This window comes from Denitratisoma sp. agr-D3 (genome assembly GCF_054658675.1).
This window is the reverse complement of the sequence record NZ_BAAGIA010000002.1, coordinates 671295-694605: the sequence shown is the minus strand read 5'-3', so window position 1 is coordinate 694605 and position 23311 is coordinate 671295. Positions and strand designations below refer to the sequence as shown.

The 23311-nt window shown below is 66.5% G+C and carries 24 protein-coding genes and 1 other RNA gene; 6 read left to right on the top strand and 19 right to left on the bottom strand.

Going from position 1 to position 23311, the window contains the following annotated elements; genetic code table 11:
- Nucleotides 1-5: 5 nt before the first annotated feature.
- From ACYQ2U_RS08340 to mraZ, 14 genes are all read right to left on the bottom strand, one after another.
- Nucleotides 6-809 carry a cell division protein FtsQ/DivIB gene (locus tag ACYQ2U_RS08340; protein ID WP_459949893.1) on the bottom strand — a complete coding sequence of 268 codons (804 nt, stop codon included), beginning with the start codon at nt 807-809 and terminating at the stop codon, nt 6-8.
- Nucleotides 802-1737 carry a D-alanine--D-alanine ligase gene (locus ACYQ2U_RS08335; protein WP_459949892.1) on the bottom strand — a complete coding sequence of 312 codons (936 nt, stop codon included), beginning with the start codon at nt 1735-1737 and terminating at the stop codon, nt 802-804. Before ACYQ2U_RS08335 ends, ACYQ2U_RS08340 begins: the two co-directional genes overlap by 8 nt.
- Nucleotides 1734-2675, bottom strand: coding sequence for a UDP-N-acetylmuramate dehydrogenase (gene murB / locus ACYQ2U_RS08330; protein WP_459949891.1), 942 nt, complete (start codon nt 2673-2675; stop codon nt 1734-1736). The genes ACYQ2U_RS08335 and murB overlap by 4 nt, the downstream gene beginning before the upstream one ends.
- Nucleotides 2676-2682: 7 nt before the next feature.
- Nucleotides 2683-4083 (bottom strand): UDP-N-acetylmuramate--L-alanine ligase, encoded by a 1401-nt coding sequence (murC, locus tag ACYQ2U_RS08325; RefSeq protein WP_459949890.1) that lies wholly within the window; start codon nt 4081-4083, stop codon nt 2683-2685.
- A 16-nt stretch (nt 4084-4099) separates the two neighbouring features.
- Nucleotides 4100-5155: an undecaprenyldiphospho-muramoylpentapeptide beta-N-acetylglucosaminyltransferase gene (gene murG / locus ACYQ2U_RS08320; RefSeq protein WP_459949889.1), complete on the bottom strand. Its 1056-nt coding sequence runs from the start codon at nt 5153-5155 to the stop codon at nt 4100-4102.
- A 124-nt stretch (nt 5156-5279) separates the two neighbouring features.
- Nucleotides 5280-6398 carry a putative lipid II flippase FtsW gene (ftsW, locus tag ACYQ2U_RS08315; protein ID WP_459949939.1) on the bottom strand — a complete coding sequence of 373 codons (1119 nt, stop codon included), beginning with the start codon at nt 6396-6398 and terminating at the stop codon, nt 5280-5282.
- Nucleotides 6399-6490: 92 nt separating this feature from the next.
- Entirely contained in the window at nt 6491-7885 is a 1395-nt protein-coding gene (gene murD / locus ACYQ2U_RS08310) for a UDP-N-acetylmuramoyl-L-alanine--D-glutamate ligase (RefSeq protein ID WP_459949888.1), read from the bottom strand.
- Between the two features lie 9 nt (nt 7886-7894).
- The gene (mraY, locus tag ACYQ2U_RS08305; protein WP_459949887.1) at nt 7895-9064 is read right to left on the bottom strand and encodes a phospho-N-acetylmuramoyl-pentapeptide-transferase; all 1170 of its coding nucleotides are present in this window, start codon (nt 9062-9064) and stop codon (nt 7895-7897) included.
- Nucleotides 9064-10446 (bottom strand): UDP-N-acetylmuramoyl-tripeptide--D-alanyl-D-alanine ligase, encoded by a 1383-nt coding sequence (locus ACYQ2U_RS08300; protein ID WP_459949886.1) that lies wholly within the window; start codon nt 10444-10446, stop codon nt 9064-9066. Before ACYQ2U_RS08300 ends, mraY begins: the two co-directional genes overlap by 1 nt.
- Nucleotides 10443-11990 carry a Mur ligase family protein gene (locus tag ACYQ2U_RS08295; protein ID WP_459949885.1) on the bottom strand — a complete coding sequence of 516 codons (1548 nt, stop codon included), beginning with the start codon at nt 11988-11990 and terminating at the stop codon, nt 10443-10445. The genes ACYQ2U_RS08300 and ACYQ2U_RS08295 overlap by 4 nt, the downstream gene beginning before the upstream one ends.
- Nucleotides 11987-13705 carry a peptidoglycan D,D-transpeptidase FtsI family protein gene (locus ACYQ2U_RS08290; RefSeq protein ID WP_459949884.1) on the bottom strand — a complete coding sequence of 573 codons (1719 nt, stop codon included), beginning with the start codon at nt 13703-13705 and terminating at the stop codon, nt 11987-11989. The genes ACYQ2U_RS08295 and ACYQ2U_RS08290 overlap by 4 nt, the downstream gene beginning before the upstream one ends.
- Nucleotides 13706-13793: 88 nt before the next feature.
- Nucleotides 13794-14063, bottom strand: coding sequence for a cell division protein FtsL (ftsL, locus tag ACYQ2U_RS08285; RefSeq protein ID WP_459949883.1), 270 nt, complete (start codon nt 14061-14063; stop codon nt 13794-13796).
- Nucleotides 14064-14065: 2 nt separating this feature from the next.
- The gene (gene rsmH / locus ACYQ2U_RS08280; protein WP_459949882.1) at nt 14066-14986 is read right to left on the bottom strand and encodes a 16S rRNA (cytosine(1402)-N(4))-methyltransferase RsmH; all 921 of its coding nucleotides are present in this window, start codon (nt 14984-14986) and stop codon (nt 14066-14068) included.
- Entirely contained in the window at nt 14983-15450 is a 468-nt protein-coding gene (gene mraZ, locus ACYQ2U_RS08275; protein ID WP_459949881.1) for a division/cell wall cluster transcriptional repressor MraZ, read from the bottom strand. Before mraZ ends, rsmH begins: the two co-directional genes overlap by 4 nt.
- 358 nt (nt 15451-15808) lie before the next feature.
- On the opposite strand from mraZ, the gene ACYQ2U_RS08270 reads away from it, so the two are divergent.
- A complete protein-coding gene (locus tag ACYQ2U_RS08270; RefSeq protein WP_459949880.1) occupies nt 15809-16357 on the top strand; it encodes a hypothetical protein in 549 nt (182 codons plus the stop codon).
- 32 nt (nt 16358-16389) lie between these two features.
- Here ACYQ2U_RS08270 and rnpB read toward each other — a convergent pair.
- The 4 genes from rnpB to rsmI all read right to left on the bottom strand — a co-directional run bounded on the left by rnpB (nt 16390) and on the right by rsmI (nt 19313).
- An RNA gene (gene rnpB / locus ACYQ2U_RS08265) (RNase P RNA component class A) lies at nt 16390-16898 on the bottom strand.
- Between the two features lie 33 nt (nt 16899-16931).
- Entirely contained in the window at nt 16932-17366 is a 435-nt protein-coding gene (locus tag ACYQ2U_RS08260; protein ID WP_459949879.1) for a hypothetical protein, read from the bottom strand.
- Between the two features lie 3 nt (nt 17367-17369).
- Nucleotides 17370-18410, bottom strand: a complete 1041-nt coding sequence (gene pyrC / locus ACYQ2U_RS08255; protein ID WP_459949878.1) for a dihydroorotase — start codon at nt 18408-18410, stop codon at nt 17370-17372.
- 18 nt (nt 18411-18428) lie between these two features.
- Complete coding sequence (gene rsmI, locus ACYQ2U_RS08250) at nt 18429-19313, bottom strand: 16S rRNA (cytidine(1402)-2'-O)-methyltransferase (protein WP_459949877.1); 885 nt, start codon at nt 19311-19313, stop codon at nt 18429-18431.
- Here rsmI and ACYQ2U_RS08245 point away from each other — a divergent pair.
- The 5 genes from ACYQ2U_RS08245 (at nt 19303) to rfaE2 (ending at nt 21920) form a co-directional block, all read left to right on the top strand.
- Nucleotides 19303-19737, top strand: a complete 435-nt coding sequence (locus ACYQ2U_RS08245) for a YraN family protein (RefSeq protein WP_459949876.1) — start codon at nt 19303-19305, stop codon at nt 19735-19737. The two genes, rsmI and ACYQ2U_RS08245, sit on opposite strands and share 11 nt — an antisense overlap.
- Nucleotides 19718-20092: an HIRAN domain-containing protein gene (locus ACYQ2U_RS08240; RefSeq protein ID WP_459949875.1), complete on the top strand. Its 375-nt coding sequence runs from the start codon at nt 19718-19720 to the stop codon at nt 20090-20092. Before ACYQ2U_RS08245 ends, ACYQ2U_RS08240 begins: the two co-directional genes overlap by 20 nt.
- A 71-nt stretch (nt 20093-20163) precedes the next feature.
- A complete protein-coding gene (locus ACYQ2U_RS08235) occupies nt 20164-20757 on the top strand; it encodes a phosphoheptose isomerase (RefSeq protein WP_459949874.1) in 594 nt (197 codons plus the stop codon).
- Nucleotides 20754-21422: a BON domain-containing protein gene (locus tag ACYQ2U_RS08230; RefSeq protein WP_459949873.1), complete on the top strand. Its 669-nt coding sequence runs from the start codon at nt 20754-20756 to the stop codon at nt 21420-21422. Before ACYQ2U_RS08235 ends, ACYQ2U_RS08230 begins: the two co-directional genes overlap by 4 nt.
- A 9-nt stretch (nt 21423-21431) precedes the next feature.
- Nucleotides 21432-21920 (top strand): D-glycero-beta-D-manno-heptose 1-phosphate adenylyltransferase, encoded by a 489-nt coding sequence (gene rfaE2, locus ACYQ2U_RS08225; RefSeq protein WP_459949872.1) that lies wholly within the window; start codon nt 21432-21434, stop codon nt 21918-21920.
- A 25-nt stretch (nt 21921-21945) separates the two neighbouring features.
- Here rfaE2 and ACYQ2U_RS08220 read toward each other — a convergent pair whose 3' ends face one another.
- Complete coding sequence (locus ACYQ2U_RS08220) at nt 21946-23304, bottom strand: sigma-54-dependent transcriptional regulator (protein WP_459949871.1); 1359 nt, start codon at nt 23302-23304, stop codon at nt 21946-21948.
- Nucleotides 23305-23311: the final 7 nt, after the last annotated feature.

The following is a 23311-nucleotide window of genomic DNA, read 5'->3' as shown; positions in this document are numbered from 1 at the left end:
GCCACTCACGATGGTTTTGCGACCCCGCCCAGGCGCAGGGCGAAGCCGTTGGGATAACGCATGTCGATCAGCGTCGGCTGGAAACGCAGCTTCTGCTGCACTTCCCGATAATTGGCGACGAAACGGTCCAGCCGTTCCGCCACCGGATGTTTGCTTTCCTCCCGCCCCAGGTCGATCACCAGACCGTCGTCCAGCCGGATTTGCCAGGCCTGGCGCGGTGACAGGGTCACCTCCACCGGGCGTCGGCTCAAGCGCTGCAAGGACTCGGAAAATGCCCGATGCTGTCCCAGTACCTGCGCCGCCATGCCTTCCGGCCCGGCGAACACCGGCAGCTTTTCTTCCGTGGCGGCGACGAATACTTCACCGTAACTATTCACCAGCCGGTACTCCCCATCGGCCTGCTTCCAGCGGGCCGCGGCCACCTGCTCCTCCAGGGTCAACTCGATGCCGTCCGGCCAACGCCGACGCACATCGGCACGGCGCACCCAGGGCAGTTTCTCGAAGGTGCCGCGTACCGCGTCCAGGTCCACCGTGAAGAAATTACCGTTCACCGCGGTACGGGCGGCAAACTCCACCTGGGTCCGGGTCACCTGGTTCAACTTGCCCTGCACCACCACTTCTCGCAGGGGAAACACCGGCAAACGCTTCGCGGCCACCACGGCCGCATAGGCCAGAGCCACCGCGCCGAACAGGAACAGCACATCCGCCGTCAGATTGAGCAGGTCGGGCTTATCCCAGAAGCCTTCCTTCTTCTCGCGCCGCACCGGCCTGCTGGGCCGGTTCGCTTTGGCGGCCTTTTCCCTAGCCAAGGCGGGCCTCCTCCAATACCTTGACCACCAGGGCCTGGAAATCCAGGCCGACGGCCCGCGCCGCCATGGGCACCAGGGAGTGGTCGGTCATGCCCGGCGCCGTGTTGGCCTCCAGGGCCACGATGCGGCCTTCACCGTCGATCATCATGTCCACCCGCCCCCAGCCGCGACAGCCGAGCACGGCAAACGCCTTCAGGGCCAGGGCCTGCATCTCCTGCTCCTGGGCTTCGCTGAGGCCGGAGGGAATGCGGTATTCGGTATCGTCGCGCAGGTATTTCGCGTCGTAGTCGTAGAACTCGGTGCTGGGCACGATGCGGATCACCGGCAAGGCCCGGGCCTGGTCGCCATGGCCGAGGATGCCGACGGTGAACTCGCCGCCCGACATGAAACGCTCGGCGATCACGATGCGGTCGTACTGGGCCGCCAATTGGTAGGCGGTGGCCAGACCGCCGGCCTCTTTCACCTTGCTGATGCCGATGCTGGACCCCTCGTTGGCCGGCTTGACGAACAGGGGCAGGCCCAGTTGCTTCTCGACGGCGGCGAAATCGCTGTGCTCGTCCACCACGGTGAACTCCGGCACGGGAATGCCCGCCGCCTGCCAGACCAGCTTGGTCCGCCATTTATCCATACCCAGGGCCGAGGCCAGCACGCCGCTGCCCGTATAGGGAATGCCCATCAGCTCCAGCGCCCCTTGCAGGGTGCCATCCTCGCCGCCACGACCGTGGAGGGCGATGAAGACCCGTTGGAAGTTTTCCTCGCGCAAGGCGGCCAGGGGTTTGTCACGCGGATCGAAGGCATGGGCATCCACGCCGGCGGCGCGCAGGGCCGCCAGCACCGCCGCGCCGCTCTTGAGGGAAACCTCCCGTTCGTCGGAGTCGCCGCCGAACATCACGGCCACCTTGCCAAATTTCTTTTCCGCCACGCTCATACCTCACCCACGATCCGCACTTCCGGGATCAACGTCACACCGAACTTCTCAGCCACCACGGCCTGGATTCGGCCGATTAGCATTTCTATCCCAGAAGCCGTGGCCCTGCCCTCGGGATTAACAATGAAATTGGCGTGCTTTTCGGACACCCTCGCGCCGTCGATTTCCAGTCCCTTCAATCCGGCCGCCTCGATCAGGCGGGCCGCGTGGTCTCCCGGCGGATTGCGGAAAACCGAGCCGGCATTGGGCAGTTGCAGGGGCTGGCTGGCGATGCGTTGTTCCAGCAAGGCCTTGATCCGGGCCCGGCTGGCCTCGCCGTCACCCGCGGGAAAACGGAACCAGGCCGCGGCGAAAATTTCGTCCCGGGGCGTGACCGGTGCCACATGCCGATAGCCCACCGCGAACTCGTCGGGCAGCCGCTCATGGCGCCCGCCGGCACGATCCAGGGTCAACACCTTGGCCACATAGGACCAGGTTTCGCCACCGTAGCAACCGGCATTCATGGCCAGGGCACCACCGACCGTGCCGGGGATGCCGGCCAGGAACTCCGCCTCCACCAAGGCATGGGTGGCGGCGAAGCGCGCCAGCTTGGGAGAGGCGACGCCGGCCTCGGCATAGAGGGAACCGTCGGCTTCCCGGCGCAGGGTCTTGAGGACGCCATGGGTAAAGATGGCCGTGCCGCGAAACCCCTTGTCGCGCACCAGCAGATTGCTGCCCAGGCCCACCAGCAGGCGCGGCTCGTCATCCGGCAACTGGCCGAGGAAAGCGGCGAGGTCGTCCAGGTCGGCGGGAATGTAGGCGCGGTCCACGGCACCGCCGGCCCGCCAGGAAACGTGTCGTCCCATGGGCTCATCGCGTAGCAAGGAACCGCGCAATGCCCCCCCGCCCCCCCTCTGGTCCGGGGAGGTACGGGTCGACTCGCTCCACTCGACGCTCATGACCGGCTCAGGCTCCCGCCAACTTGGCGGTGAGTTTTCCGGGCACCGCCCCGATGGAACCGGCACCCATGGTGATCACCACGTCGCCGTCGCGGCAGGTGTCGAGGATGGTCTGGGGCATGGCGGCAATGTCCTCGACGAACACCGGCTCCACCTTGCCGGCGACCCGGATGGCCCGGGCCAGGGTACGACCGTCGGCAGCCACGATGGGGGCTTCGCCGGCGGCATAAACCTCGGCCAACAGCAGGGCGTCACAAGCGGACAGCACCTTGACGAAATCCTCGAAGCAATCCCGGGTACGGGTATAGCGGTGGGGCTGAAAGGCCAGCACGATGCGTCGACCGGGAAAGGCGCCCCGGGCGGCTTCCAGGGTGGCAGCCATTTCCACCGGGTGGTGGCCGTAGTCGTCGATGATGGTGGCGTAACCACCGTTGGTCAGGGCCACCTCGCCATAGCGCTGGAAGCGCCGGCCTACGCCCTTGAACTCGGCCAGGGCGCGAACAATGGCCTCGTCCGGCACGCCCACTTCCGTTGCCACGGCAATGGTGGCCAGGGCGTTCTTCACGTTGTGGATGCCGGGCAGGTTGAGTACCACGGGAAAGCGCACCACCTTGCCGTTGGTCTTGACGCAGTCGAAGTGCATCTGCCCATCCACGGCCCGTACGTTCTCGGCGCGGATGTTGGCTTCCGGATCCAGGCCGTAGGTGATGATCTGCTTTGCCACCCGGGGCATGATTTCCTTGACGTTGGGGTCGTCCAGGCACAGCACGGCGACGCCATAGAAGGGCAGGCGGTGGAGAAAGTCCACGAAGGTCTGCTTGAGCTTGCCGAAGTCGTGGCCGTAGGTCTCCATGTGGTCGGCGTCGATATTGGTGACCACGGAAATCACGGGGGACAGGAACAGGAAGGAGGCATCGGACTCGTCGGCCTCGGCCACCAGGAATTCCCCCTGACCCAGGCGGGCATTGACGCCGGCCGAGTTGAGGCGACCGCCGATGACGAAGGTGGGATCCATGCCGCCGGCGGCCAGGGCGCTGGCCACCAGACTGGTGGTGGTGGTCTTGCCGTGGGTGCCGGCGATGGCGATGCCCTGCTTGATGCGCATCAGCTCGGCCAACATCTGGGCCCGGGGCACCACGGGAATCTTGCGCTCCCGGGCGGCGATCACTTCCGGGTTGTCTTCCTTGACGGCGGTGGAGGCCACCACGGCATCCGCCGCCAACACGTTCTCCGGTTTGTGGCCGATGTGCACCGTGATGCCCGCCGCCGCCAGGCGACGGGTGGTGGTGGACTCGGCCAGGTCGGAACCGCTGACTTCGAAGCCCTGGTTCACCAGCACCTCGGCGATACCGCTCATGCCGGAACCGCCGATGCCGATGAAGTGAATGCTTTTAACTTTGTGTTTCATGACTCATCCTCCCGCGTCATTTCGCGAGTTCGGTACAAATGCTTGCCACCGCCAGGGTGGCATCGGGCTTGGCCAGGGTCCGGGCCTTCTCCGCCATTTCCAACAACTGGGCCCGGCTCAGGTTGCGCAACAGGGCCAGGGTTTCCGGGCTCAGGTCCACCTGGGGCAACAGGACCGCCGCCCCGATGTTGGCGAGGAAGCGGGCATTGCCGGTCTGGTGGTCGTCCACCGCGTAGGGGAAGGGCACCAGCACGCTGGCCACGCCAGCGGCGGCCAATTCGGCCACGGTCAGGGCGCCGGCACGGCAGATCACCAGGTCGGCCCAGGCATAGGCCGCCGCCATGTCCTCGATGAAGGGCACCAGTTCGCCCCGCACCCCGGCTTGGGCATAGCTGTGGCGCAAGCCCTCGATGTGCTGCTCGCCGGATTGGTGGATGACCTGGGGTCGCTCCCGTTCGGGGATGCGGGCCAGGGCCATGGGCAGGGATTCGTTGAGGGCCTTGGCGCCCAGGCTGCCGCCCACCACCAGAATGTTCAACGGCCCGCTGCGGCCGGCCATGCGCTCGGCGGGCGCCGGCAACTGGGCGATGGCGGGCCGTACCGGATTGCCGACCCAGACGCCGCCGGGTAACACGTTGGGGAACCCGGTCAGGATGCGACGGGCGAAACGGGCCAGGACCCGGTTGGCGAGGCCGGCGACCGAATTCTGCTCGTGCAGCACCACCGGTATGCCCATCAGGGACGCCATCATGCCGCCGGGGAAGGTGATGAAGCCACCGAAGCCCAGCACCACATCGGGCTGGATCTTCTTCAATTCCAACCGCGCCTGCCAACAAGCCTTCGCCAGATTGACGGGCAACATCAGCTTGCGCAGCAGGCCCTTGCCGCGCAGGGCGGCAAAGCGCACCCAGGCGGTCTCAAAGCCGTGTCCTGGTACCAGTCGCGCCTCCATGCCGTCTGGATTGCCCATCCACACCACTCGCCAACCCAGGCTGCGCAAGCGGTCCGCCACTGCCAGACCGGGCATGATGTGGCCGCCGGTACCGCCCGCCATGATGAGGATGGTCTTCATCTCTGCACCCTCTGTCCCTCTGCGGCGTCTGCATTGACCAGGCTGCGGGCCTCAGGGCCGCCGAAGGCGGATTCCGCACGGCGCCACGGGGTTTCTCCCCACGCAGCGGTGGTCTTCAGGTTTTTCATATCCGCACCCCTCTCATCACGGAGCGGTTTTCATAGTCGATGCGTAACAGCAGGGCCAGGGCGATGCAATTGGCCAGGATGCCGGAACCACCGTAGCTCATCATCGGCAGGGTGAGCCCCTTGGTGGGCAGCAGCCCCATGTTCACCCCCATGTTGATGAAGGACTGCACGCCCAGCCAGATGCCGATGCCCTGGGCGGCCAGGCCGCCGAATACCCGTTCCAGGACGATGGCCTGGCGACCGATGGCGAAGGCCCGCTGCACCAACAGGGCGAACAGGAAGATGACGAAGGTCACCCCCACCAGCCCCAGTTCCTCGGCGATCACCGCCAGCAGGAAGTCGGTATGGGCCTCGGGCAGATAGAACAGCTTTTCCACGCTGGCCCCCAGGCCGACACCGAACCATTCGCCGCGGCCGAAGGCGATCAGGGCGTGGGACAACTGGTAACCCTTGCCGTAGGCGTCCTGCCAGGGATCCATGAAGCCGAACAGGCGCTCCCGGCGATAGGGGGAGGTCAGGATCAACACGGCGAAGGCCACCAACAGGACGACGAAGAGGATGCCGAACAGGCGGGCGTTGATCCCACCGAGGAACAGCACGCCCATGGCGATGCTGATGATGACGACGAAGGCGCCGAAGTCCGGCTCCCGCAGCAGCAGACCGCCCACCAGCAGCATCACCACCGCCATGGGCACGAAACCACGGCGGAAGGAATCCATGTCCGCCAATTTGCGCGTGGTGTAGTCGGCGGCGTAAAGGGCGGCGAACAGCTTCATGAACTCCGACGGCTGCAAGTTCACCGGCCCGAGGGGGATCCAGCGCTGGGCGCCATTCACCGAGCGGCCCACGTGGGGGATCAGGACCAGGGCCAGCATCACCACCCCGGCAACGAACAGCCAAGGCGCGATCTGCTGCCAGAAGCGCACGGGTACCTGGAAGGCGACGACGCCGGCCACCAGGCCGATGGCGAGGAAGAAACCGTGGCGGATGAGGAAATAGGACGCGGAATAGTTGGTGAACTTGCTGCCCTCGGCCATGGCGATGGACGAGGAATAGACCATCACCAAACCGAACAGCAGCAGGCCCAGGGCTGGCCACAGCAGCAGTCCGTCCAGCTCGGCCGGCGCCCGCTGTGTCCCTTGGCCGAAGCGGGGCGCGGGCTGGCCGGCGAACAGGCCGCCCAGTCGGTTCAGCAGCGCCTTGGCGCTCACGCCCGGCACTCCAGGGCCTTCACCGCGGCGATGAAGACCTCCGCCCGATGGGCGTAATTGCGGTACATGTCCAGGCTGGCGCAGGCGGGCGAGAGCAATACCGCATCGCCGGCCTTGGCCGCCGCCGCCGCCTGGGCCACGGCTTCATCCATGTCGGCGGCACGACTCAGGGGGACGCCACAACCCTCCAGGACCTGCCCGATCTTCGGCCCGTCCCGTCCCATCAGCACCACGGCCCGGGCGTGATGGGCGACCGCCGGCCGCAGGGGGGAAAAATCCTGTCCCTTACCGTCGCCGCCCAGGATCAGCACCACCTTGCGGCCCATGCCAGTCAAGGCGGCCAGGGTGGCGCCCACGTTGGTCCCCTTGGAGTCGTCGTAATAGGTCACGCCGCCGATGTCCGCCACCCGCTCCACCCGGTGGGCCAGGCCCTTGAAGCTGCGCAAGCCGGGCAGCAGGGAGGCCACGGGAATGTCGATGCTGGCACACAGGGCCAGGGCGGCCATGGCGTTGGCGGCGTTATGCAGGCCGGCCAGGGGTAATTGGGCGAGGGGCAACAGGTAACGGTCGCCTTGGACCAACCAGGTTTCGCCCCGGTTTTCCCCCAGACCGAAGTCCTCCGCCATGCCCGGCGCGTCCAGACCGAAACTGACGATGCGCCGCCCGTCCCGGGCCATCTTGCGCACCCGCAGGTCTTCCCGGTTCAACACCTGGACGCCGTCTCCCTGGAAGATCCGGGCCTTGGCCTCGGCGTAGTCGTCCAGGCCCACGTAGCGGTCCAGGTGATCGTCGCTGACGTTGAGCACCGTGGCGGCATCGGCCCAGAGGCTGTCCAGGGTTTCCAGCTGGAAGCTGGACAGTTCCAGCACCCAGACCTGGGGATAGCGGCCCTCGTCCTGGGCGTCCATCAGGGCATCCAGGGCCGCCGGGGAAATATTGCCGGCGGCGACGGCACGGCGGCCGACGCTGTTGAGCAAATGGGTCGTCAGGGCCGTGGTGGTGGTCTTGCCGTTGGTGCCGGTGATGGCCAGCACCCGACTGGTTTCCCGCAGACCCAGGGCGCCCAGGCCCCAGGCGAACAATTCGATCTCGCCCACCACCGGAATGCCGTTGGCCCGGGCATGGAGCATGGGCATCAGGCCGCCGGACAGACCGGGGGAGAGGGCTAGCAATTCGATATCCTCGAGCACGCGCTTGTCGAAGCGGTCGTCGAAGTGGCTGTTGACGAACTCCGCCGTGGGCACCTGGGCCAGCAATGCGCCTTTCTTCGGCGGCTCGGCCCGGGTATCGGCCACCCGCACATGGGCGCCCTGGCGGGCGCACCAGCGGGCCATGGCCAGGCCCGATTCGCCGAGACCGAGAACGAGAACGTGCTTGCCCTTGAGTTGCATGGCCGACCTTTACCGAATCTTCAGGGTGGACAAACCGAACAGCACCAGCAGGATGGTGATGATCCAGAAGCGGACCACGACCTGGGTTTCCTTCCAGCCGCTCTTTTCAAAATGGTGGTGCAGGGGCGCCATCAACAGAATGCGGCGACCTTCGCCGTAGCGCTTCTTGGTGTACTTGAAGTAACTGACCTGGACCATCACCGACAGGGTTTCGGCGACGAAGACGCCCCCCATGATGAACAGCACGATCTCCTGGCGCACGATCACCGCCACCGCGCCGAGGGCGGCGCCCAGGGACAGGGCACCCACGTCGCCCATGAACACCTCGGCCGGGTAGGCGTTGAACCAGAGAAAGCCCAGGCCGGCGCCGGCGATGGCGGCGCAGAACACGGTCAGTTCGCCGGCACCGGGGATGTAGGGGATGAACAGGTACTTGGCGAACACGGCGTTGCCCGTGGCGTAGGCGAAGATGCCCAGGGCCGAGCCCACCAGCACGGTGGGCATGATGGCGAGGCCGTCGAGGCCGTCGGTCAGGTTCACCGCGTTGCTGGAACCGACGATGACGAAATAGGTGAGCAGGATGAAGCCGAACATGCCCAGGGGATAGGTGACGGTCTTGAAGAAGGGCACGATCAAGTCGGCCTTGGCCGGCAACTCGAGGGTGAAACCGCTGCCCACCCAATGGAAGAACAGTTGCACCACTTTTTCATTGTCGGGGGCCGAGATGGAGAAGGCGATGTAGATGGCCGCCACCAGGCCGATCACCGACTGCCAGAAATACTTGGCCCGGCTCGACAACCCGTCGGGGTTCTTGTACACCACCTTGCGCCAGTCATCCACCCAACCGATGGCGCCGTAACCGAGAGTGACGATCAGCACGATCCAGACGAAGCGGTTGGTCAAATCGGCCCAGAGCAGGGTCGAGATGCCCAGGGAGATCAGGATTAGGCCGCCGCCCATGGTGGGCGTGCCGGACTTGGCCAGGTGGGTCTGGGGACCGTCGCTGCGCACCGGCTGGCCGATCTTCTTGGCCGTCAGCCAACGGATGAAGGCCGGGCCGGCGACGAAGGAAATGGTCAGGGCCGTCATGGTGGCCATCACCGCCCGCAGGGTGATGTAGTTGAAAACGCTGAAGGCGCGGACGTCCTTGGCCAGCCATTGGGCGAGTTCGAGCAACATTATTTCTTCTCTCCGTTATCGGTGATGGCGTCCACCACCCGTTCCATGCGCATGAAGCGCGAGCCTTTCACCAGCACCGTGGTGTCGGCATCCAATTCTTTTTCCAGGGCCTTGACCAGGGCGTCCACCCGGTCGAAATGCTGGCCGCCCTCGCCGAAGTTGTGCACGGCCGCCACGCAGAGTTCGCCCAGGCAGAAGAGCCGGTCGATGCCCATGCTCTTGGCGTAGCCGCCCAGCTCGTCGTGGAACTGGCCACCGGCCTCGCCCACCTCGCCCATGTCGCCCATGACGAAAATGCGCTTGCCCGGCAGGGAGGCCAGCACGTCCACCGCGGCGCGCATGGAGTCGGGATTGGCGTTGTAGGTGTCGTCCACCACCCGGGCGCCCTTGTGGCCCGGCTTGCGTTGCAGCCGGCCCTTGACGCCGCCATAACCCTCCAGGCCACGCACGATGGTGTCCAGGGGCACCTTGGCCGCCAAACAGGCCGCCACCGCCCCCAGGGCATTGCGGGCGTTGTGCAGGCCCGGCACCGGCAGTTCGAATTCGGCGGTACCGACCGGGGTGATCAGGGAAATCAGGCTGGAGAAATGGCGCAGCTGGGCTCGACCGGAAACGTCGGCGGCGGCTTCCAGGCCGAAGCTGAGGATGACGTGCTGTCCCGCCAGGGTCTGCCACAGGTCGGCATTGGGATCGTCGGCGTTGAGCACGGCGATGCCGTCCGTCGCCAGGCCCTGGAATATCTCGCCCTTGGCCGCCGCCACGTCGCGCACGGTGCCCAGGCCGGCCAGGTGGGCGCGCTGGGCGTTGTTCACCAGGGCCACGGTGGGGGAGGCCAGGCGGGTCAGGTAGGCGATTTCGCCGGGATGGTTCATGCCCATCTCGATCACGGCGGCCCGGTGGTGGCGCTCCAGGCCCAACAGGGTCAGGGGCAGGCCGATGTCGTTGTTGAAGTTGCCGGCGGTGGTCAGCACGTTGCCGGCCCCCAGGTGGGCGGCCAGGATGGCGCCGCACATTTCCTTCACCGTGGTCTTGCCGTTGCTGCCGGTGATGCCGATCAGGGGGATGTCGAAGCCGTCGCGCCAGAAGGCCGCCAGGTGGCCCAGGCCGAGCCGAGTGTCGTCCACCGCCAGCAGGGGCAGGCCCTGGCCGTGGCGGCTGGCCCAATTACGGTCCACCAATGCGGCGGCGGCGCCCTTGGCGATGACCTCGGGGACGAAGTCGTGGCCGTCGAAGGTTTCGCCGCGCAGGGCGACGAAGAGCTGGCCGGGCGCCACCTTGCGCGAATCGGTGGTGATGCCGGCGAAACGGATGTCGCCGGCGGTGGGGCTGCCACCGGTGGCGATGGCGGCCTCGATCAGGCTAAGGGACGGACTTGCATTCATGGCCGGGACTCCAGGGCTAGGCGGGCAATTTCCAGATCGGAAAGGTGGTAACGCTGACCGGCGATTTCCTGATAGGTTTCATGTCCCTTGCCTGCCAGCAGCACCACGTCGGCCTTGTCCGCCGCCAAAATCAGGCGGGTGGCGGCTTTGCGCCGGTCCGTCTCGCGCTGGGGCGCTGCCTTCATGCCGGCGGCGATGGCATCGAGGATTTGTTCGGGATCCTCGCTGCGGGGATTGTCACTGGTGAGCAGCACGGCGTCGGCCAGGGCCTCGGCCACGGCGCCCATTTGCGGCCGCTTGCCCGGATCCCGGTCGCCGCCGCAGCCGAACAGGCAGAGCAGGCGGCCGCCCCGGGCCTCGGCGGTTTCCCGCAGGGTAGTCAGGGCTTTTTCCAGGGCATCGGGGGTGTGGGCGTAATCCACCACGACCAGGGGCGCGTGCCGTCCGCCCAGGCAGGCCATGCGTCCCGGCGGTGGCCGCAAGGCGGCAAGGCGGGCCACTGCGGTGTCCTGATCCAGCCCGGCGGCCAGCAGGGCGCCCAGTACGGCCAACAGGTTCGAGGTATTGAAGCGCCCCAACAGGCTTGCCTCCACCGTCCGCCCCAGCACGGTGAAGCGCTGGCCGACGGCGGTCATGGCCAGGTGCTCGGCCCGCAGCAGCAGGTCCACCTCATGGTCGCCCGCCTCCAGGGTGTAGCCGGTAACCGGAATGCGGCCCCGCAGCCTGGCGGCCAACTCCCGGCCGAAGGGGTCGTCCAGGTTGATCACCGCCCGTTGCAGGCCCGGAGTGTCGAACAACTTCGCCTTGGCCTCAGCGTAGGCCGCCATGGTGCCGTGGTACTCCAGGTGGTCCCGGCTCAGGTTGGTGAACACGGCGACCTGGAAGCGGGCACCGTTGGTACGGCCCTGGTCGAGGCCGATGGAGGACACCTCCATGGCGCAGGCGGTAGCGCCACCGGCGAGAAAATCCGCCAGGTCACGATGCAGGGTGACCGCGTCGGGCGTGGTGTTGGGGCTTTCCACCAGCCGGTCCACAAAACCGTTGCCCAGGGTGCCGATGACGGCACAACGGCCCCCAAGACCGTTGCGCCGGGAAGGAAGGATCCCCTCCCCGCGCCCTTGATCGCCGCCCACGCCCAAAGCAGAAGACGCGCCTCGCGTCTTGTTCGGCGTCGCGTCATCCAAGGCCTGGGCGATCCATTGGGACACCGAGGTCTTGCCGTTGGTGCCGGTGATGCCGCACAACCAGAGCTGCTCCGAGGGCCGGCCATAGACCTGATGGGCCAGTTCGCCAGCCAGGGTGGCCAAGCCCGGCACCGCCAGGGCGGGCACGGAAAGGGGCGGTACCCGGGCATCTGCGGCTTCGTAGAGCACCGCCGAGGCGCCGGCCGCCACGGCGGCGGCAATGTAGCGCCGGCCGTCCTGACGGCTGCCGGGCCAGGCCAGGAACACGTCGCCCGGACCGATCCGGCGCGAGTCCAGGGACAAGCCGCGCACCGTCACGCCGCGCTCGCGCAGGACTTGGAGCACCTGGGCGGCGTTCACATTTCCTCCTTGGCGTCGGTGGTCAGGATCAGGGGCTTGAGCGGCGCGTCCTGGGGCACGCCGAGGATGCGCAGGGCGCCGCCCATGATCTGGGCGAAGGCCGGCGCGGCCACGTCGCCACCGTAATAGACGCCGTTGGACGGCTCGTCCACCATCACCGCCACCACCAGGCGCGGCTCGGAAGCGGGCGCCAGGCCGACGAAGGAAGCCACGTACTTGTTGGCGTACTGGCCGCCTTCCAGCTTGTGGGCGGTACCGGTCTTGCCGGCCACGCGATAACCGGCCACCTGGGCCTTGGTGGCCGTGCCGCCGGGCTGTACCACCAGTTCCATCATGGCCCGCACTTCCTTCGCGGTCTGGGCCGAAAACACCGGCTTGCCCCGCGCCGGCGGCGCGTCCAGCTTGGTCAGGGCGAGGGGGATCAGGTCGCCGTCCCGGGCGAAAACCAGATAGGCCCGGGCCAATTGGATCAGGGTCACCGAAATGCCGTTGCCGTAGGACATGGTGGCCTGCTCGATGGGCTGCCATTTTTTCCAGGGCCGCAGGCGGCCGCCCACCTCGCCGGGAAAGCCGAGCTTGAGGGGGGTGCCGAAACCCAGGCTGTCGTACATGTCCCACAGCATTTCCGAGGGAAAGCTGAGGGCGATCTTGGCGATGCCCACGTTGGAGGACTTCTGGATCACCTGGGCCACGGTCAACACGTCGTTGGCGTGGGAATCGTGGATGGTGGCGTTGCCGATGGTGAGCCGCCCGGGCGCGGTCTGGATCGGCGTGTCGTAGCGGTATTTTCCCTTCTCCAGGGCCAGGGCCGCGGTGAAGGGCTTCATGGTGGAGCCCGGTTCGTAGGTATCGGTCAGGGCCCGGTTGCGCAGCTGGGCGCCGGACAGTTTGGACCGGTTGTTGGGGTTGTAGGTGGGCAGGTTCACCAGGGCCAGGATTTCGCCGGTGCGGGCGTCCAGCACCACGGCGCCGCCGGCCTTGGCCTTGTGCTGCTCGATGACCTGCTTGAGGCTGGAATAGGCCAGGTACTGGACCTTGTCGTCGAGGGCCAGCACCACGTCCTTGCCCTCCTGGGGCGCGCGGATGGACTCCACGTCCTCCACCACGTTGCCGCGTCTATCCTTGATCACTCGACGACTGCCGGGCTTGCCCGACAGCAGGCCGTTGAAGGCCAGCTCGACGCCTTCCTGACCCACGTCCTCGGCGCCGGTGAAGCCCAGCACGTGGGCCGTCAGTTCCCCGGCCGGGTAGTAGCGGCGATATTCCTCCTGCTGGTGGATGCCGGGCAGCTTGAGGGCGGCGATCTGGTCCGCCACGTCAGGCGGGATCTGGCGCTTGATGTAGACGAAATCCTTGTCGCTGGCCAGCTTGCGGTTCAACTCGCGCACGTCCATGTCCAGCAACTGGGCCAGTTGCCGAGCCTGGACCGGTTGCAGCTTGGCATCATCGGGAATGGCCCAAATGGATTTGACCGGGGTCGAGATGGCCAGCACGTCCCCCTGGCGGTCCATGATCCGACCCCGGGTGGCGGGAATGTCCAACACCCGCTCGTAGCGGGCCTCACCCTTGCCCCGCAGGAAATCGTTGTTGATGCCTTGCAGGTAGAGGGAACGTCCCACCAGGGCGACGAAGGCGAACAGCAGCACCAATACCACCAGGCGCGAGCGCCAGGCCGGCACCGCCTCGGACAGGACAGGGCTGCTGGAGAACTTCATGACGACTGGCTCCCAGCCGCCCGCAGGGCGACGCACCTTGCCCGCCGAGCGTTGGCGGCAGGGGAAGCCATGGCAACGGCGGCGCGGATCATTTGCCGCGCCCCTCCAGGGTCAGGGTCTGGCGCGGATCGGGGGAGCGCATTTGCAGTTTTTCCCGGGCGATCTTCTCGATCCGGGCATGACCCGCCCAGGTGCTTTGTTCCAGTTGCAGTTGCCCCCACTCCACTTCCAGTTGGCGCATGCGGTTCTGTTCCCGGTCCAACTCGATGAACAGGCGGCGCGCCTTGTGGTTGGCCGTGACCACCGACAAGGCGCAGGCCACAGCAACGGCAAGGAGGAGGAGATTGAGGCGGACCACGGTCAGGCCTTCTCCGCGACCCGCATCACGGCGCTACGGGCGCGGGGATTGGCGGCCACTTCGGCGGCGGAAGCCTTGATGGCCTTGCCGATGAGCCGCATGTTGGGCGGAGGCAGATCCGCCGCCCGGACCGGAACGCCCTTGGGCGGTTGTTTGGAGGTCGCCTCGTCCCGCAGGAACTGCTTGACGATGCGATCCTCGAGGGAATGGAAACTGATCACCACGAGCCGACCGCCGGGCTTCAAACGCGCCACAGCACGGGGCAGGGCTAGCGACAGCTCCTCAAGTTCGCGATTGATGAAAATCCGCAACCCCTGGAAGCTGCGCGTCGCCGGGTGCTGACCCGGTTCCCGCGTGCGCACGGCTTTTTCCACGAGCGCGGCAAACTGTCCTGTGGTTGCAATACCACCGCTGCTCCGAGCAGCCACAACCGCCTTTGCAATCGCATGAGCAAACCGTTCTTCGCCATAGTCTCTTAAAACCTCCGTGATTTCCTGTTGCTCGGCCCGCGCCAGCCACTCGGCGGCGGTCTCTCCCTGGGTCGTGTCCATGCGCATGTCCAGCGGCGCATCGAAACGAAAACTGAATCCGCGACTACCGTCGTCCAATTGGGGGCTGGAAACGCCGATGTCCATCAGCACCCCGTCCACCTGGGGAATATCCAGGCGGTCCAAAACCTGATCCAACTCCCCGAACCAGGCGTGCTCAAGGCGGAAGCGCGGATCGGCAATGGCCTCGCCGGCGGCGATGGCGGCCGGGTCCCGGTCCAGGGCGATCAGGCGCCCCTGGGGGCCGAGTGCCGTCAGAATCGCCCGGCTGTGGCCGCCGCGACCAAAGGTGGCATCCACATAGACGCCATCGGGCCGCACGTTCAGCGCTTCCACCGCCTCCGCCAGCAACACGCTGACGTGGGCGTGGGTCACAGGGAAATTCCCTCGAAGCCCGGTGGCGGGGCAGCGCCCTCGGCACCGGACAAGGCCTCGAATGCCATGTCGTGCTGGCGTTTCCAGCCGGCATCGCTCCAGATTTCGAAATGGGAGCCCATGCCCACCAACCACACCTGCTTTTCCAGGCCGGCGTAGTCCCGCAACTCCGGCGCGATCAACAGCCGGCCGGCCGCGTCCATGGCTTCGTCCCGGGCATTACCCACCAGCACGCGCTTGGCGGCGGCGGAACGGGGGTCGAAGGACGGCGCAGCCAGGATCTGGTCGCGGATCGGGCGCCAGGCGGGCTCGGGGTAGAGCAACAGGCAGCGATGGGGATGGGTGGTCAGCACCAGGCGACCGTCGGCCTCGGCCGTGGCCGCCAGCAGGGCGTCACGATGCCGGGCGGGGACGGCCATGCGTCCCTTGGCATCGAGATTCAGCGTGATCGCCCCTTGAAACATTCCCTCTCCCCACAAAAATTCCAGGGGGCTGAAACCGGGTTTTACCCACTTTGCCCCACTTCTTCCCACTTTATTGCCCCAGCGCCGTCAAGTCAAGGGCAAAAGCGGGTTTTATCTAGCCAAGACAATGACTTAGCGTCGCCTCCTCAACGAAAAACAGAACAAATTACCCTTGATAATCAAAGGTGATAGCCGGTTAACTGAAAGTGATTTATAAGAAACAGGCCGCGCGGCGGCCGTGATGTGCGGCACAAGACGGCCAGGAGTGAACAGCGGCACGGCTTGTCATGGAGGCGACACAGTGCCGTCACCACCGTCGCCTAGCCTCGGGACTTCCCTATTGCCACGGAGCCCCGCCATGTACTTTTCCGCCGACGACATCCACGCCGCCCGTACCCAGGCCATCGACTTCTGCCACGGGGTGTCGCGCCACTGCCTGGACGGCCTGGAAAACTATCTGACCCTGCATACCGAGTTCGCCAAGAAACTGCTCCAGGAAGGCAAAGACCACCTGGATGGCGCGAGCGGTGAAGCGTCGGCGGTTTCGTGGATCGAACGATCCGAACAATGGCGCCATGCGCTGCTGCAACGCCACCTGCCTTCCCTGCTGGCCGGCATGGTGCACGCGGGTGCCGCCCAGATGGAGCAGTGGTGGGGGAATGCCGGCAATGGCAGCAACCAGGCCCATGACCTGGCGGCCCACCTGTTCAACCGCGGCTTGAAAACCGCTCCCTGGGAAACCTTCTGGCTGTTACAAGGCGCCAAGACCACGGTGGACGAGGGTTTCGTCGCCGCCGATCAACTCACCGAGGCGGCCATCACCGCCACCGAGCTGATCGACGAGGAGGTCAAGGTCCAATTGGCGCCCGCCACGGGCAAGAAACCCCGGCGGCGACTGGCCGCCTAATTAGGGAGCAACGAGGGCAGCGGCAGGAATAAGGGGGAAGTCCGCCGATAAGCCGGGTTCTGTCGTGGGCAATCATTCCTCTGGGACCGCCGTTGCCGACGGCCTCTAGCAGCCTACCCGGGAGCAGCGCGAGCCACGCCATTGCTCCCCTATTTGGCCTTGCCCCGGATGAGGTTTACCCTGCCGTTCCCGTCGCCGGAAACGCGGTGGGCTCTTACCCCGGCACCGCTGACGCGGACCGTCGGGCCTTGCGGCCCGCCACCATTTCAACCTTGCCTGATCTCGACAAAGCAGCAAGCTGCTTTGCCTTTCGGCTGGAGCAAGCTCCAACCGAACCCCCCGCTCACTAAAGAGGACTGTGTCGCCTTACGGCGTCAAAGTAGGGGAAGCCATCGGCGGTATGTTTTCTGTTGCACTGTCTGTCGCCTTGGGTCGTGTTGCCACGACTTATAGCGCCTGGCCGTTAGCCAGCATCCCGCTCTACGGGGCCCGGACTTTCCTCGATGCCGTCAAGCGACACCGCGATTGCCTAGCGAACTTCCCGGCGGCATTGTACCCGCCGCGCCCGACCGGATCAGCGTGACCTGGCCGACTCCTCGACGGATTCGAAACGCAGGTTGCCATCCGCCGCGGTAAACGTGCCGAGGAAATCCCCTGGCTCGACCGGTGGTTCCTGGAATTGCTGCAACTGGCATTGACGGGTTTCGGTCACGTACCAACGCTTGCCCTGGCGCAGGATGTAGCCCCCCTCCAGGGAACGGTACAACTCCACCTTGAACACCGCATCGCGGGACACCGGCTTGACGTGGTGGCGGCGCAGGCACTCGGGCTGGCGCGTGACCACGATGGAAACGTCCCAGTCGCTCCACGGGAAGTTCTGTTCGCGGATGACGCTGATGGTGTGTTCCCGGTAACCGCCGATCTTGTAGGAGGCGCCATCGGTGGCGCCGCAACCGGCGAGACCGAGCAAGGACAACAGGGGCAGGAACGCAAACAGGGCTTTGCGCATGACTTACTCCTTCAGCTTCCAGGCAATGGTTTCGCCGGCCCGCAGGGGCACCAGGGCATCGGTCCCCAGGTAGGGCAGGACGGCGGGCACCGGCCAATCCTCCTTGACCAGGGTAATCCGTCCGGTATTGACCGGCAGGCCGTAGAAGGCCGGACCGTGCAGGCTGGCGAAGCCCTCCAGCTTTTCGAGGGCGCCCGCCGCGTCGAAGGCCTCGGCATACAACTCGATGCCGGCGTTGGCGGTGTAACAGCCGGCACAGCCGCAGGCGGCTTCCTTGGTCTTCTGGCCATGGGGGGCCGAGTCGGTGCCGAGGAAGAACTTGGCGCTGCCCGAGGTGGCCGCCTTGACCAGGGCCTGGCGGTGAACCTCGCGCTTGAGGATGGGTAGGCAGTAATGGTGGGGACGGATGCCACCGACGAAAATGGCGTTGCGGTTGAGCAGCAGGTGATGGGCGGTGATGGTGGCCGCGACATTGGGACCCGCAGCGGCAACGAATTCGGCGCCATCCCGGGTGGTGATGTGCTCCAGCACCACTTTCAAGCCGGGGAAATCCTTGAGCAGGGGTTGCAGCACGGTGTCGATGAACACCGCTTCCCGGTCGAAGATGTCCACTGCCGGGTCGGTGACCTCGCCATGCACCAACAATGGCACGCCCAGGGCTTCCATGCGGGCCAGGACGGCGGCGCATTTTTTCAGGTCGGTGACGCCGGCGTCGGAATTGGTGGTGGCGCCAGCCGGGTACAGCTTGAGGGCATGGACGAAACCGCTGGCCTTGGCCGCGTCGATTTCCGCCGCGGCCGTGTTGTCCGTCAAATACAGGGTCATCAGCGGCGTGAAATCCGCCCCCTGGGGCAGAGCGGCCAGAATCCGCTGGCGATACTCGGCCGCCAGAGCCACGGTAGTGACCGGCGGCTTCAGATTGGGCATGACGATGGCCCGGGCGAAGCGGCGGGCGGTATCGGGCAGCACGGCCTGAAGCGCCGCGCCGTCGCGCAGGTGCAGGTGCCAGTCGTCGGGACGGATGAGGGTAAGGGTCGTGGTCATGAGGGGAATTATCGCCGATTAGCCCTGTTTCAGCGCCAAGGCCCGTTGGTAGAGGTCGTTCTTGCCGACGCCGGTGATCTCCGCCGCCAGCTTGGCCGCCTGCTTGGTGGGCAGTTCCGCCAGCAGGGCCTTGAGCACCCGCTCGGCCTCGCCATCCAGACCGTCACGGGCGGGCGGCGCGGTGACGATGAGGACGAACTCCCCGCGCTGCCGATTGGCGTCCGCCGCCAGCCAGGCCGGGGCCTCGGCGATGGGCATGCGGACGATCTGCTCGAACAGCTTGGTCAGTTCCCGCGCCACCACCAATTCCCGCTCAGGCTCCAGCAGTTCGGCCAGATCAGCGACGGTGTCGACGATGCGATGGGGCGCCTCGTAGAACACCAGGGCCGCCTCCACCGTCTTGAGTTTCTCGATCTCGGTCCGGCGGGCGGCGGCCTTGGGCGGCAGGAAACCGACGAACAAAAACCGTTCGTCGCCGATGCCGGCGGCGGACAGGGCGGTGGCCGCCGCGTTGGGACCGGGCAGGGGAATCACCGGATAGGCGGCGGCTTGCACCGTCGCCACGGCCCGGGCGCCGGGGTCGGAGATGGCCGGCGTGCCGGCGTCGGAAATCAGGGCCACCACCTTGCCCTGGGCCAACAGGTCGAGCAGCTTGGCGCTGGCCTCCTGCTCGTTGTGCTCATGCAGGGCAAAGGTGGCGGCGCGGATGCCGTAGTGGTCGAGAAAGCGGCGGGCATGGCGGGTGTCCTCGCAGGCCACCGCGTCCACGGTCTTCAGGATGTCCAGGGCGCGCAGGGTGATGTCCGCCAGGTTTCCCATGGGGGTCGCCACCACATACAATGCTGATGTCCTAGCGCTACCGCTCCCCGCTTGCTTGCCCGAGGGCTCGTCGATGTCGTTCATTGCCCGCATTCTCCGGTCCGCCGCCCCTTCGCGCAAGCCGCGCGCCGATTCTCCCGCCGCACCCACTGCACCCACTGCACCCACCGCCCCCGGCGTCGCGGCGGAGGCCCTGGCGGCGGACTGGCTGGTACGGCAGGGCTTGCGCCTGGTGGCGCGCAACTACCGGGTCAAGGGCGGCGAGATCGACCTCATCTGTGCCGACGGCGAGACCCTGGTCTTCGTCGAGGTCCGCCTGCGCCGCCACCGGGACTACGGCGGGGCCGGCGCCAGCATCACGCCGAGCAAGCAACGCCGGCTGATCCTGGCCGCCCAACACTATCTGCAAGCCGAGGGCGACCGCCCCTGTCGCTTCGACTGCGTCCTGCTGTCCGCTTTGGACGAGCAATCCCTGGAATGGGTGAAGGATGCCTTCAGCGCGGACTAGCCTGGCGCTGCTGCTCCTGGTCTGGGCCCTGCACGGCCAGGCCCAGACCGTGCGCGTCCTGGTGCAAAGCTCGCCCCTGGCGGGTTTTCAGTACCACGCCGGCCCGGCCCGGTGGAACGACATGCGGGTGGGCGATCCCCTAGTGCTGGTGCGGGAACCGGACAATCCCCACGATCCGCGCGCGGTACGGGTTGAATGGCATGGCGAAACCCTGGGCTACCTGCCCCGGGCGGAAAATCGCAGCGTGGCGGAGGAACTGGACCGGGGTGGCCGGGTCGAAGGACGCATTGCCGCCCTGCGACAGCATCCCAACCCCTGGCAACGACTGCTGATCGAGGTATTTGTCGCGTTTTGAGGAGCTTATTTTCCGGGAGCCGCTGAATGCAGCCGGTAAAATCGGCGCCTTACTCCCAACAGGTTGTCTTCATGAGCATCGAACAACGCATCCGCGGGCACTTCGCCGATAGCGCCCAAACCAAACTCGCCGCCGTGGACGCCATGGCCGCCCCCATCGCCGCCGCCGTGGCGGCCATGGTCGAATGTCTCAAGGCCGAGGGCAAGATCATGGCCTGCGGCAACGGCGGTTCCGCCGGGGATTCCCAGCACTTTTCCGCCGAGCTGCTCAACCGCTTCGAACGCGAACGCCGCCCCCTGGCCGCCATCGCCCTGTCCACCGACACCTCCACCCTCACCTCCATCGCCAACGACTACAGCTACCAGGAAGTGTTTTCCAAGCAGGTCTACGCTCTGGGTCGCAAGGGCGACGTGCTGCTGGCCATTTCCACCAGCGGCAACTCTCCCAACGTGATGGAGGCCATGAAGGTGGCCAAGGAAAAAGGCATCCGCATCGTCGCCCTGACCGGCAAGGGCGGCGGCAAGATGGCCGCCCTACTCGGCCCCGACGACATCCACCTGTGCGTGCCCGCCGACCGCACCGCCCGCATTCAGGAAGTGCACCTGCTCGCCATCCACTGCCTGTGCGACGGCATCGACCACACCCTGCTGGGAGACCCCGCATGAAGATCACCGAACTCAAACGCAGCCTTTCCGTCCTGGCCCTGGCCGCCAGCGTCGTTCCCCTGCTGGCCGGCTGCTTCGGCGCCGTGGCCGTGGGTGCCGGCGCCGGCGTGCTGATGGCCACCGACCGCCGCGCCTCGGAAATCTATCTGAGCGACGAAGGCACCGAAATCCGCGGCGTCAATCGCGTCAGCGAGAAGTACGGCGACAAGGTGCACGTAAACCTCACCAGCTACAACCGCACCGTGCTGATCACCGGCGAGGCGCCGGATGAGGCGACCAAGAACGGCGTCGAGCAGATCGTCGCCGCCCTGCCCAACGTCAAGGCCACGGTGAACGAATTGCAGATCGCCGCCCCCAGTTCCCTTTCCGCCCGGGGCAACGACAGCTACATCACCTCCAAGGTGAAGGCCCGCTTCATCGACCACAACAAGTTCCGCGCCAACGTGGTCAAGGTGGTCAGCGAAAACGGTACCGTCTACCTGCTGGGTCTGGTGACCAAGGGTGAAGCCGACGCGGCGGTGGAAATCGCCCGCACCACCGGTGGCGTGATGAAGGTGGTGCGCGTCATGGAAATCATCAGCGACGCCGAGGCGCGCCGTCTGGACAACGCCAGCAGCAACAAGAACGCCCCGGCCAAGGCGGATACCAAGGCCCAGGCCAAGTAAGGACCGCCCTTGAGCTATCCCGCCCCGGCCTTCGAGGCCAAGATCTGCGCCCCCGAGCAATTGGCGGTGCGCGTCGCCACCCTGCCCCGGCCCCTGGTGTTCACCAACGGCTGTTTCGACATCCTGCACCGGGGTCACGTCACCTACCTGGCCCAGGCCCGAGCCCTGGGAGCCGGCATGGTGGTGGCCCTCAACTCCGATGCCTCGGTCAAGCGCCTGGGCAAGGGGGACGACCGTCCCATCAACAAGCTGGAAGATCGCCTGGCGGTAATGGCCAGTCTGGAGTGCGTGAGCCTGGTGACCTGGTTCAACGAGGACACGCCCCTACAACGCATCCTGCAAGTCCGCCCCGACATCCTGGTCAAGGGCGGCGACTGGCCGGTGGAAAAAATCGTCGGCTACACGGAAGTGCTGGCCTGGGGTGGCGCGGTGCACTCCATCCCCTTCATCCACGAGCGCTCCACCACCGCCCTGGTGGAAAAGATTCGCCGCCTCTGATGCGCCGAGCGCGGCGGCAAGCCGCCTAGGCGCGGAAGGATTCCGCCTCGATCCCCAGCCGGGCCAGCTTGTCGTAGAGGGTCTTGCGCGGCACTTGTAGCAGTTCCGCCGCCTTCGCCACCTGGCCCTTGCTCTCGGCCAGGGCGGCCTCGATGAAGCCCCGCTCCGCCTGTTCCAGCCGTTCCGCCAGGGACGCGCCCACCAAGCCTGACGACGCACCCGCGCCGATCGGGGCGTTCGCACCGCTGCCCACGCCGTCCGGCAATCCCAGGCAGAAGCGTTCCGCCACGTTCTTCAATTCCCGCACGTTGCCGGGCCAGTCGTAGCCCTGCCAGCGCAGCATGTCGGTCGCGCTCCAGGTGGGCACCGGGCGGTCGAAACGCAGGGCCGCCGCCTGGAGCAGGGCGGCCATCAACAGGGGAATGTCTTCCCGTCGCTGACGCAGGGGGGGCAAGTCGATGCTGACCACGTTGAGCCGGTAGTAAAGGTCGGGGCGGAAGCGCCCAGCCGCCGCCTCGGCCTTGAGGTCGACCTTACTGGCGGCGATGACCCGGCACTCCACCGGCACCGGCGTATTGCTGCCCAGGCGCACCACGCTGCGGTCCTGCAAGACCCGCAGCAGCTTGACCTGGAGGTCCAGGGGCATGGATTCGATTTCGTCCAGGAACAGGGTGCCGCCGCCGGCGTATTCGATCTTGCCGATGCGCCGCTTGGCGGCGCCGGTGAAGGCGCCGGCCTCGTGGCCGAAGATTTCGCTTTCGAACACCGACTCGGGCAGGGCGCCGCAATTGAGGGCGACGAAGGGGCCGGCGCGGCCGCTGGCGGCGTGGATGGCGCTGGCCACCACTTCCTTGCCGGTGCCGGTCTCGCCGTTGATCAGGATGTCCACGTCGGTGGGCGCCAGGGCCTGGATCAATTGCTGGACTTTCTGCATGGCGGCCGACTGGCCGATGCGCGGCATGGCCCCGGCCATGCCCAACTGGTCCCGCAGCCGGCAGTTTTCCAACCACAAGCGGCGGCGCTCCAGGGCGCGGCGGGTCACGTCCACCAGCCGGTCCGGGGCAAAGGGTTTCTCGATGAAGTCGTAGGCGCCCTCGCGCATGGCCTGGACCGCCATGGTCACATCGCCGTGGCCGGTGACCAGCACCACGGGCAACTCCCGGTCGCGCTGCTGCATGGCCTGGAGCAGGGCAAAGCCGTCGGCGCCGGGCAGGCGCACGTCGGAAATCAGCACGGCGGGCAGTTGCTGCTCCCATGCGGCCTGGGCCGACTCGGCGTCGACAAAGGCCTGTACCGGAATGTCCGCCAGGCGCAGGGCCTGTTCGCAGCCCTTGCGCACGGCGGCATCGTCCTCCACCAGATGAACCATCAGCTCCGTCGTCATAACCCTC

Excerpts from the sequence above, each read along its gene's own strand:
- ACYQ2U_RS08335 (WP_459949892.1), bottom strand. The coding sequence starts at position 1,737 with ATGAGCGTGGCGGAAAAGAAATTTGGCAAGGTGGCCGTGATGTTCGGC.
- murB (WP_459949891.1), bottom strand. The coding sequence starts at position 2,675 with ATGAGCGTCGAGTGGAGCGAGTCGACCCGTACCTCCCCGGACCAGAGG.
- murC (WP_459949890.1), bottom strand. The coding sequence starts at position 4,083 with ATGAAACACAAAGTTAAAAGCATTCACTTCATCGGCATCGGCGGTTCC.
- murG (WP_459949889.1), bottom strand. The coding sequence starts at position 5,155 with ATGAAGACCATCCTCATCATGGCGGGCGGTACCGGCGGCCACATCATG.
- murD (WP_459949888.1), bottom strand. The coding sequence starts at position 7,885 with ATGCAACTCAAGGGCAAGCACGTTCTCGTTCTCGGTCTCGGCGAATCG.
- mraY (WP_459949887.1), bottom strand. The coding sequence starts at position 9,064 with ATGTTGCTCGAACTCGCCCAATGGCTGGCCAAGGACGTCCGCGCCTTC.
- ACYQ2U_RS08300 (WP_459949886.1), bottom strand. The coding sequence starts at position 10,446 with ATGAATGCAAGTCCGTCCCTTAGCCTGATCGAGGCCGCCATCGCCACC.
- ACYQ2U_RS08290 (WP_459949884.1), bottom strand. The coding sequence starts at position 13,705 with ATGAAGTTCTCCAGCAGCCCTGTCCTGTCCGAGGCGGTGCCGGCCTGG.
- mraZ (WP_459949881.1), bottom strand. The coding sequence starts at position 15,450 with ATGTTTCAAGGGGCGATCACGCTGAATCTCGATGCCAAGGGACGCATG.
- ACYQ2U_RS08270 (WP_459949880.1), top strand. The coding sequence starts at position 15,809 with ATGTACTTTTCCGCCGACGACATCCACGCCGCCCGTACCCAGGCCATC.
- ACYQ2U_RS08260 (WP_459949879.1), bottom strand. The coding sequence starts at position 17,366 with ATGCGCAAAGCCCTGTTTGCGTTCCTGCCCCTGTTGTCCTTGCTCGGT.
- pyrC (WP_459949878.1), bottom strand. The coding sequence starts at position 18,410 with ATGACCACGACCCTTACCCTCATCCGTCCCGACGACTGGCACCTGCAC.
- ACYQ2U_RS08245 (WP_459949876.1), top strand. The coding sequence starts at position 19,303 with ATGTCGTTCATTGCCCGCATTCTCCGGTCCGCCGCCCCTTCGCGCAAG.
- rsmI (WP_459949877.1), bottom strand. The coding sequence starts at position 19,313 with ATGAACGACATCGACGAGCCCTCGGGCAAGCAAGCGGGGAGCGGTAGC.
- ACYQ2U_RS08240 (WP_459949875.1), top strand. The coding sequence starts at position 19,718 with ATGCCTTCAGCGCGGACTAGCCTGGCGCTGCTGCTCCTGGTCTGGGCC.
- ACYQ2U_RS08235 (WP_459949874.1), top strand. The coding sequence starts at position 20,164 with ATGAGCATCGAACAACGCATCCGCGGGCACTTCGCCGATAGCGCCCAA.
- ACYQ2U_RS08230 (WP_459949873.1), top strand. The coding sequence starts at position 20,754 with ATGAAGATCACCGAACTCAAACGCAGCCTTTCCGTCCTGGCCCTGGCC.
- ACYQ2U_RS08220 (WP_459949871.1), bottom strand. The coding sequence starts at position 23,304 with ATGACGACGGAGCTGATGGTTCATCTGGTGGAGGACGATGCCGCCGTG.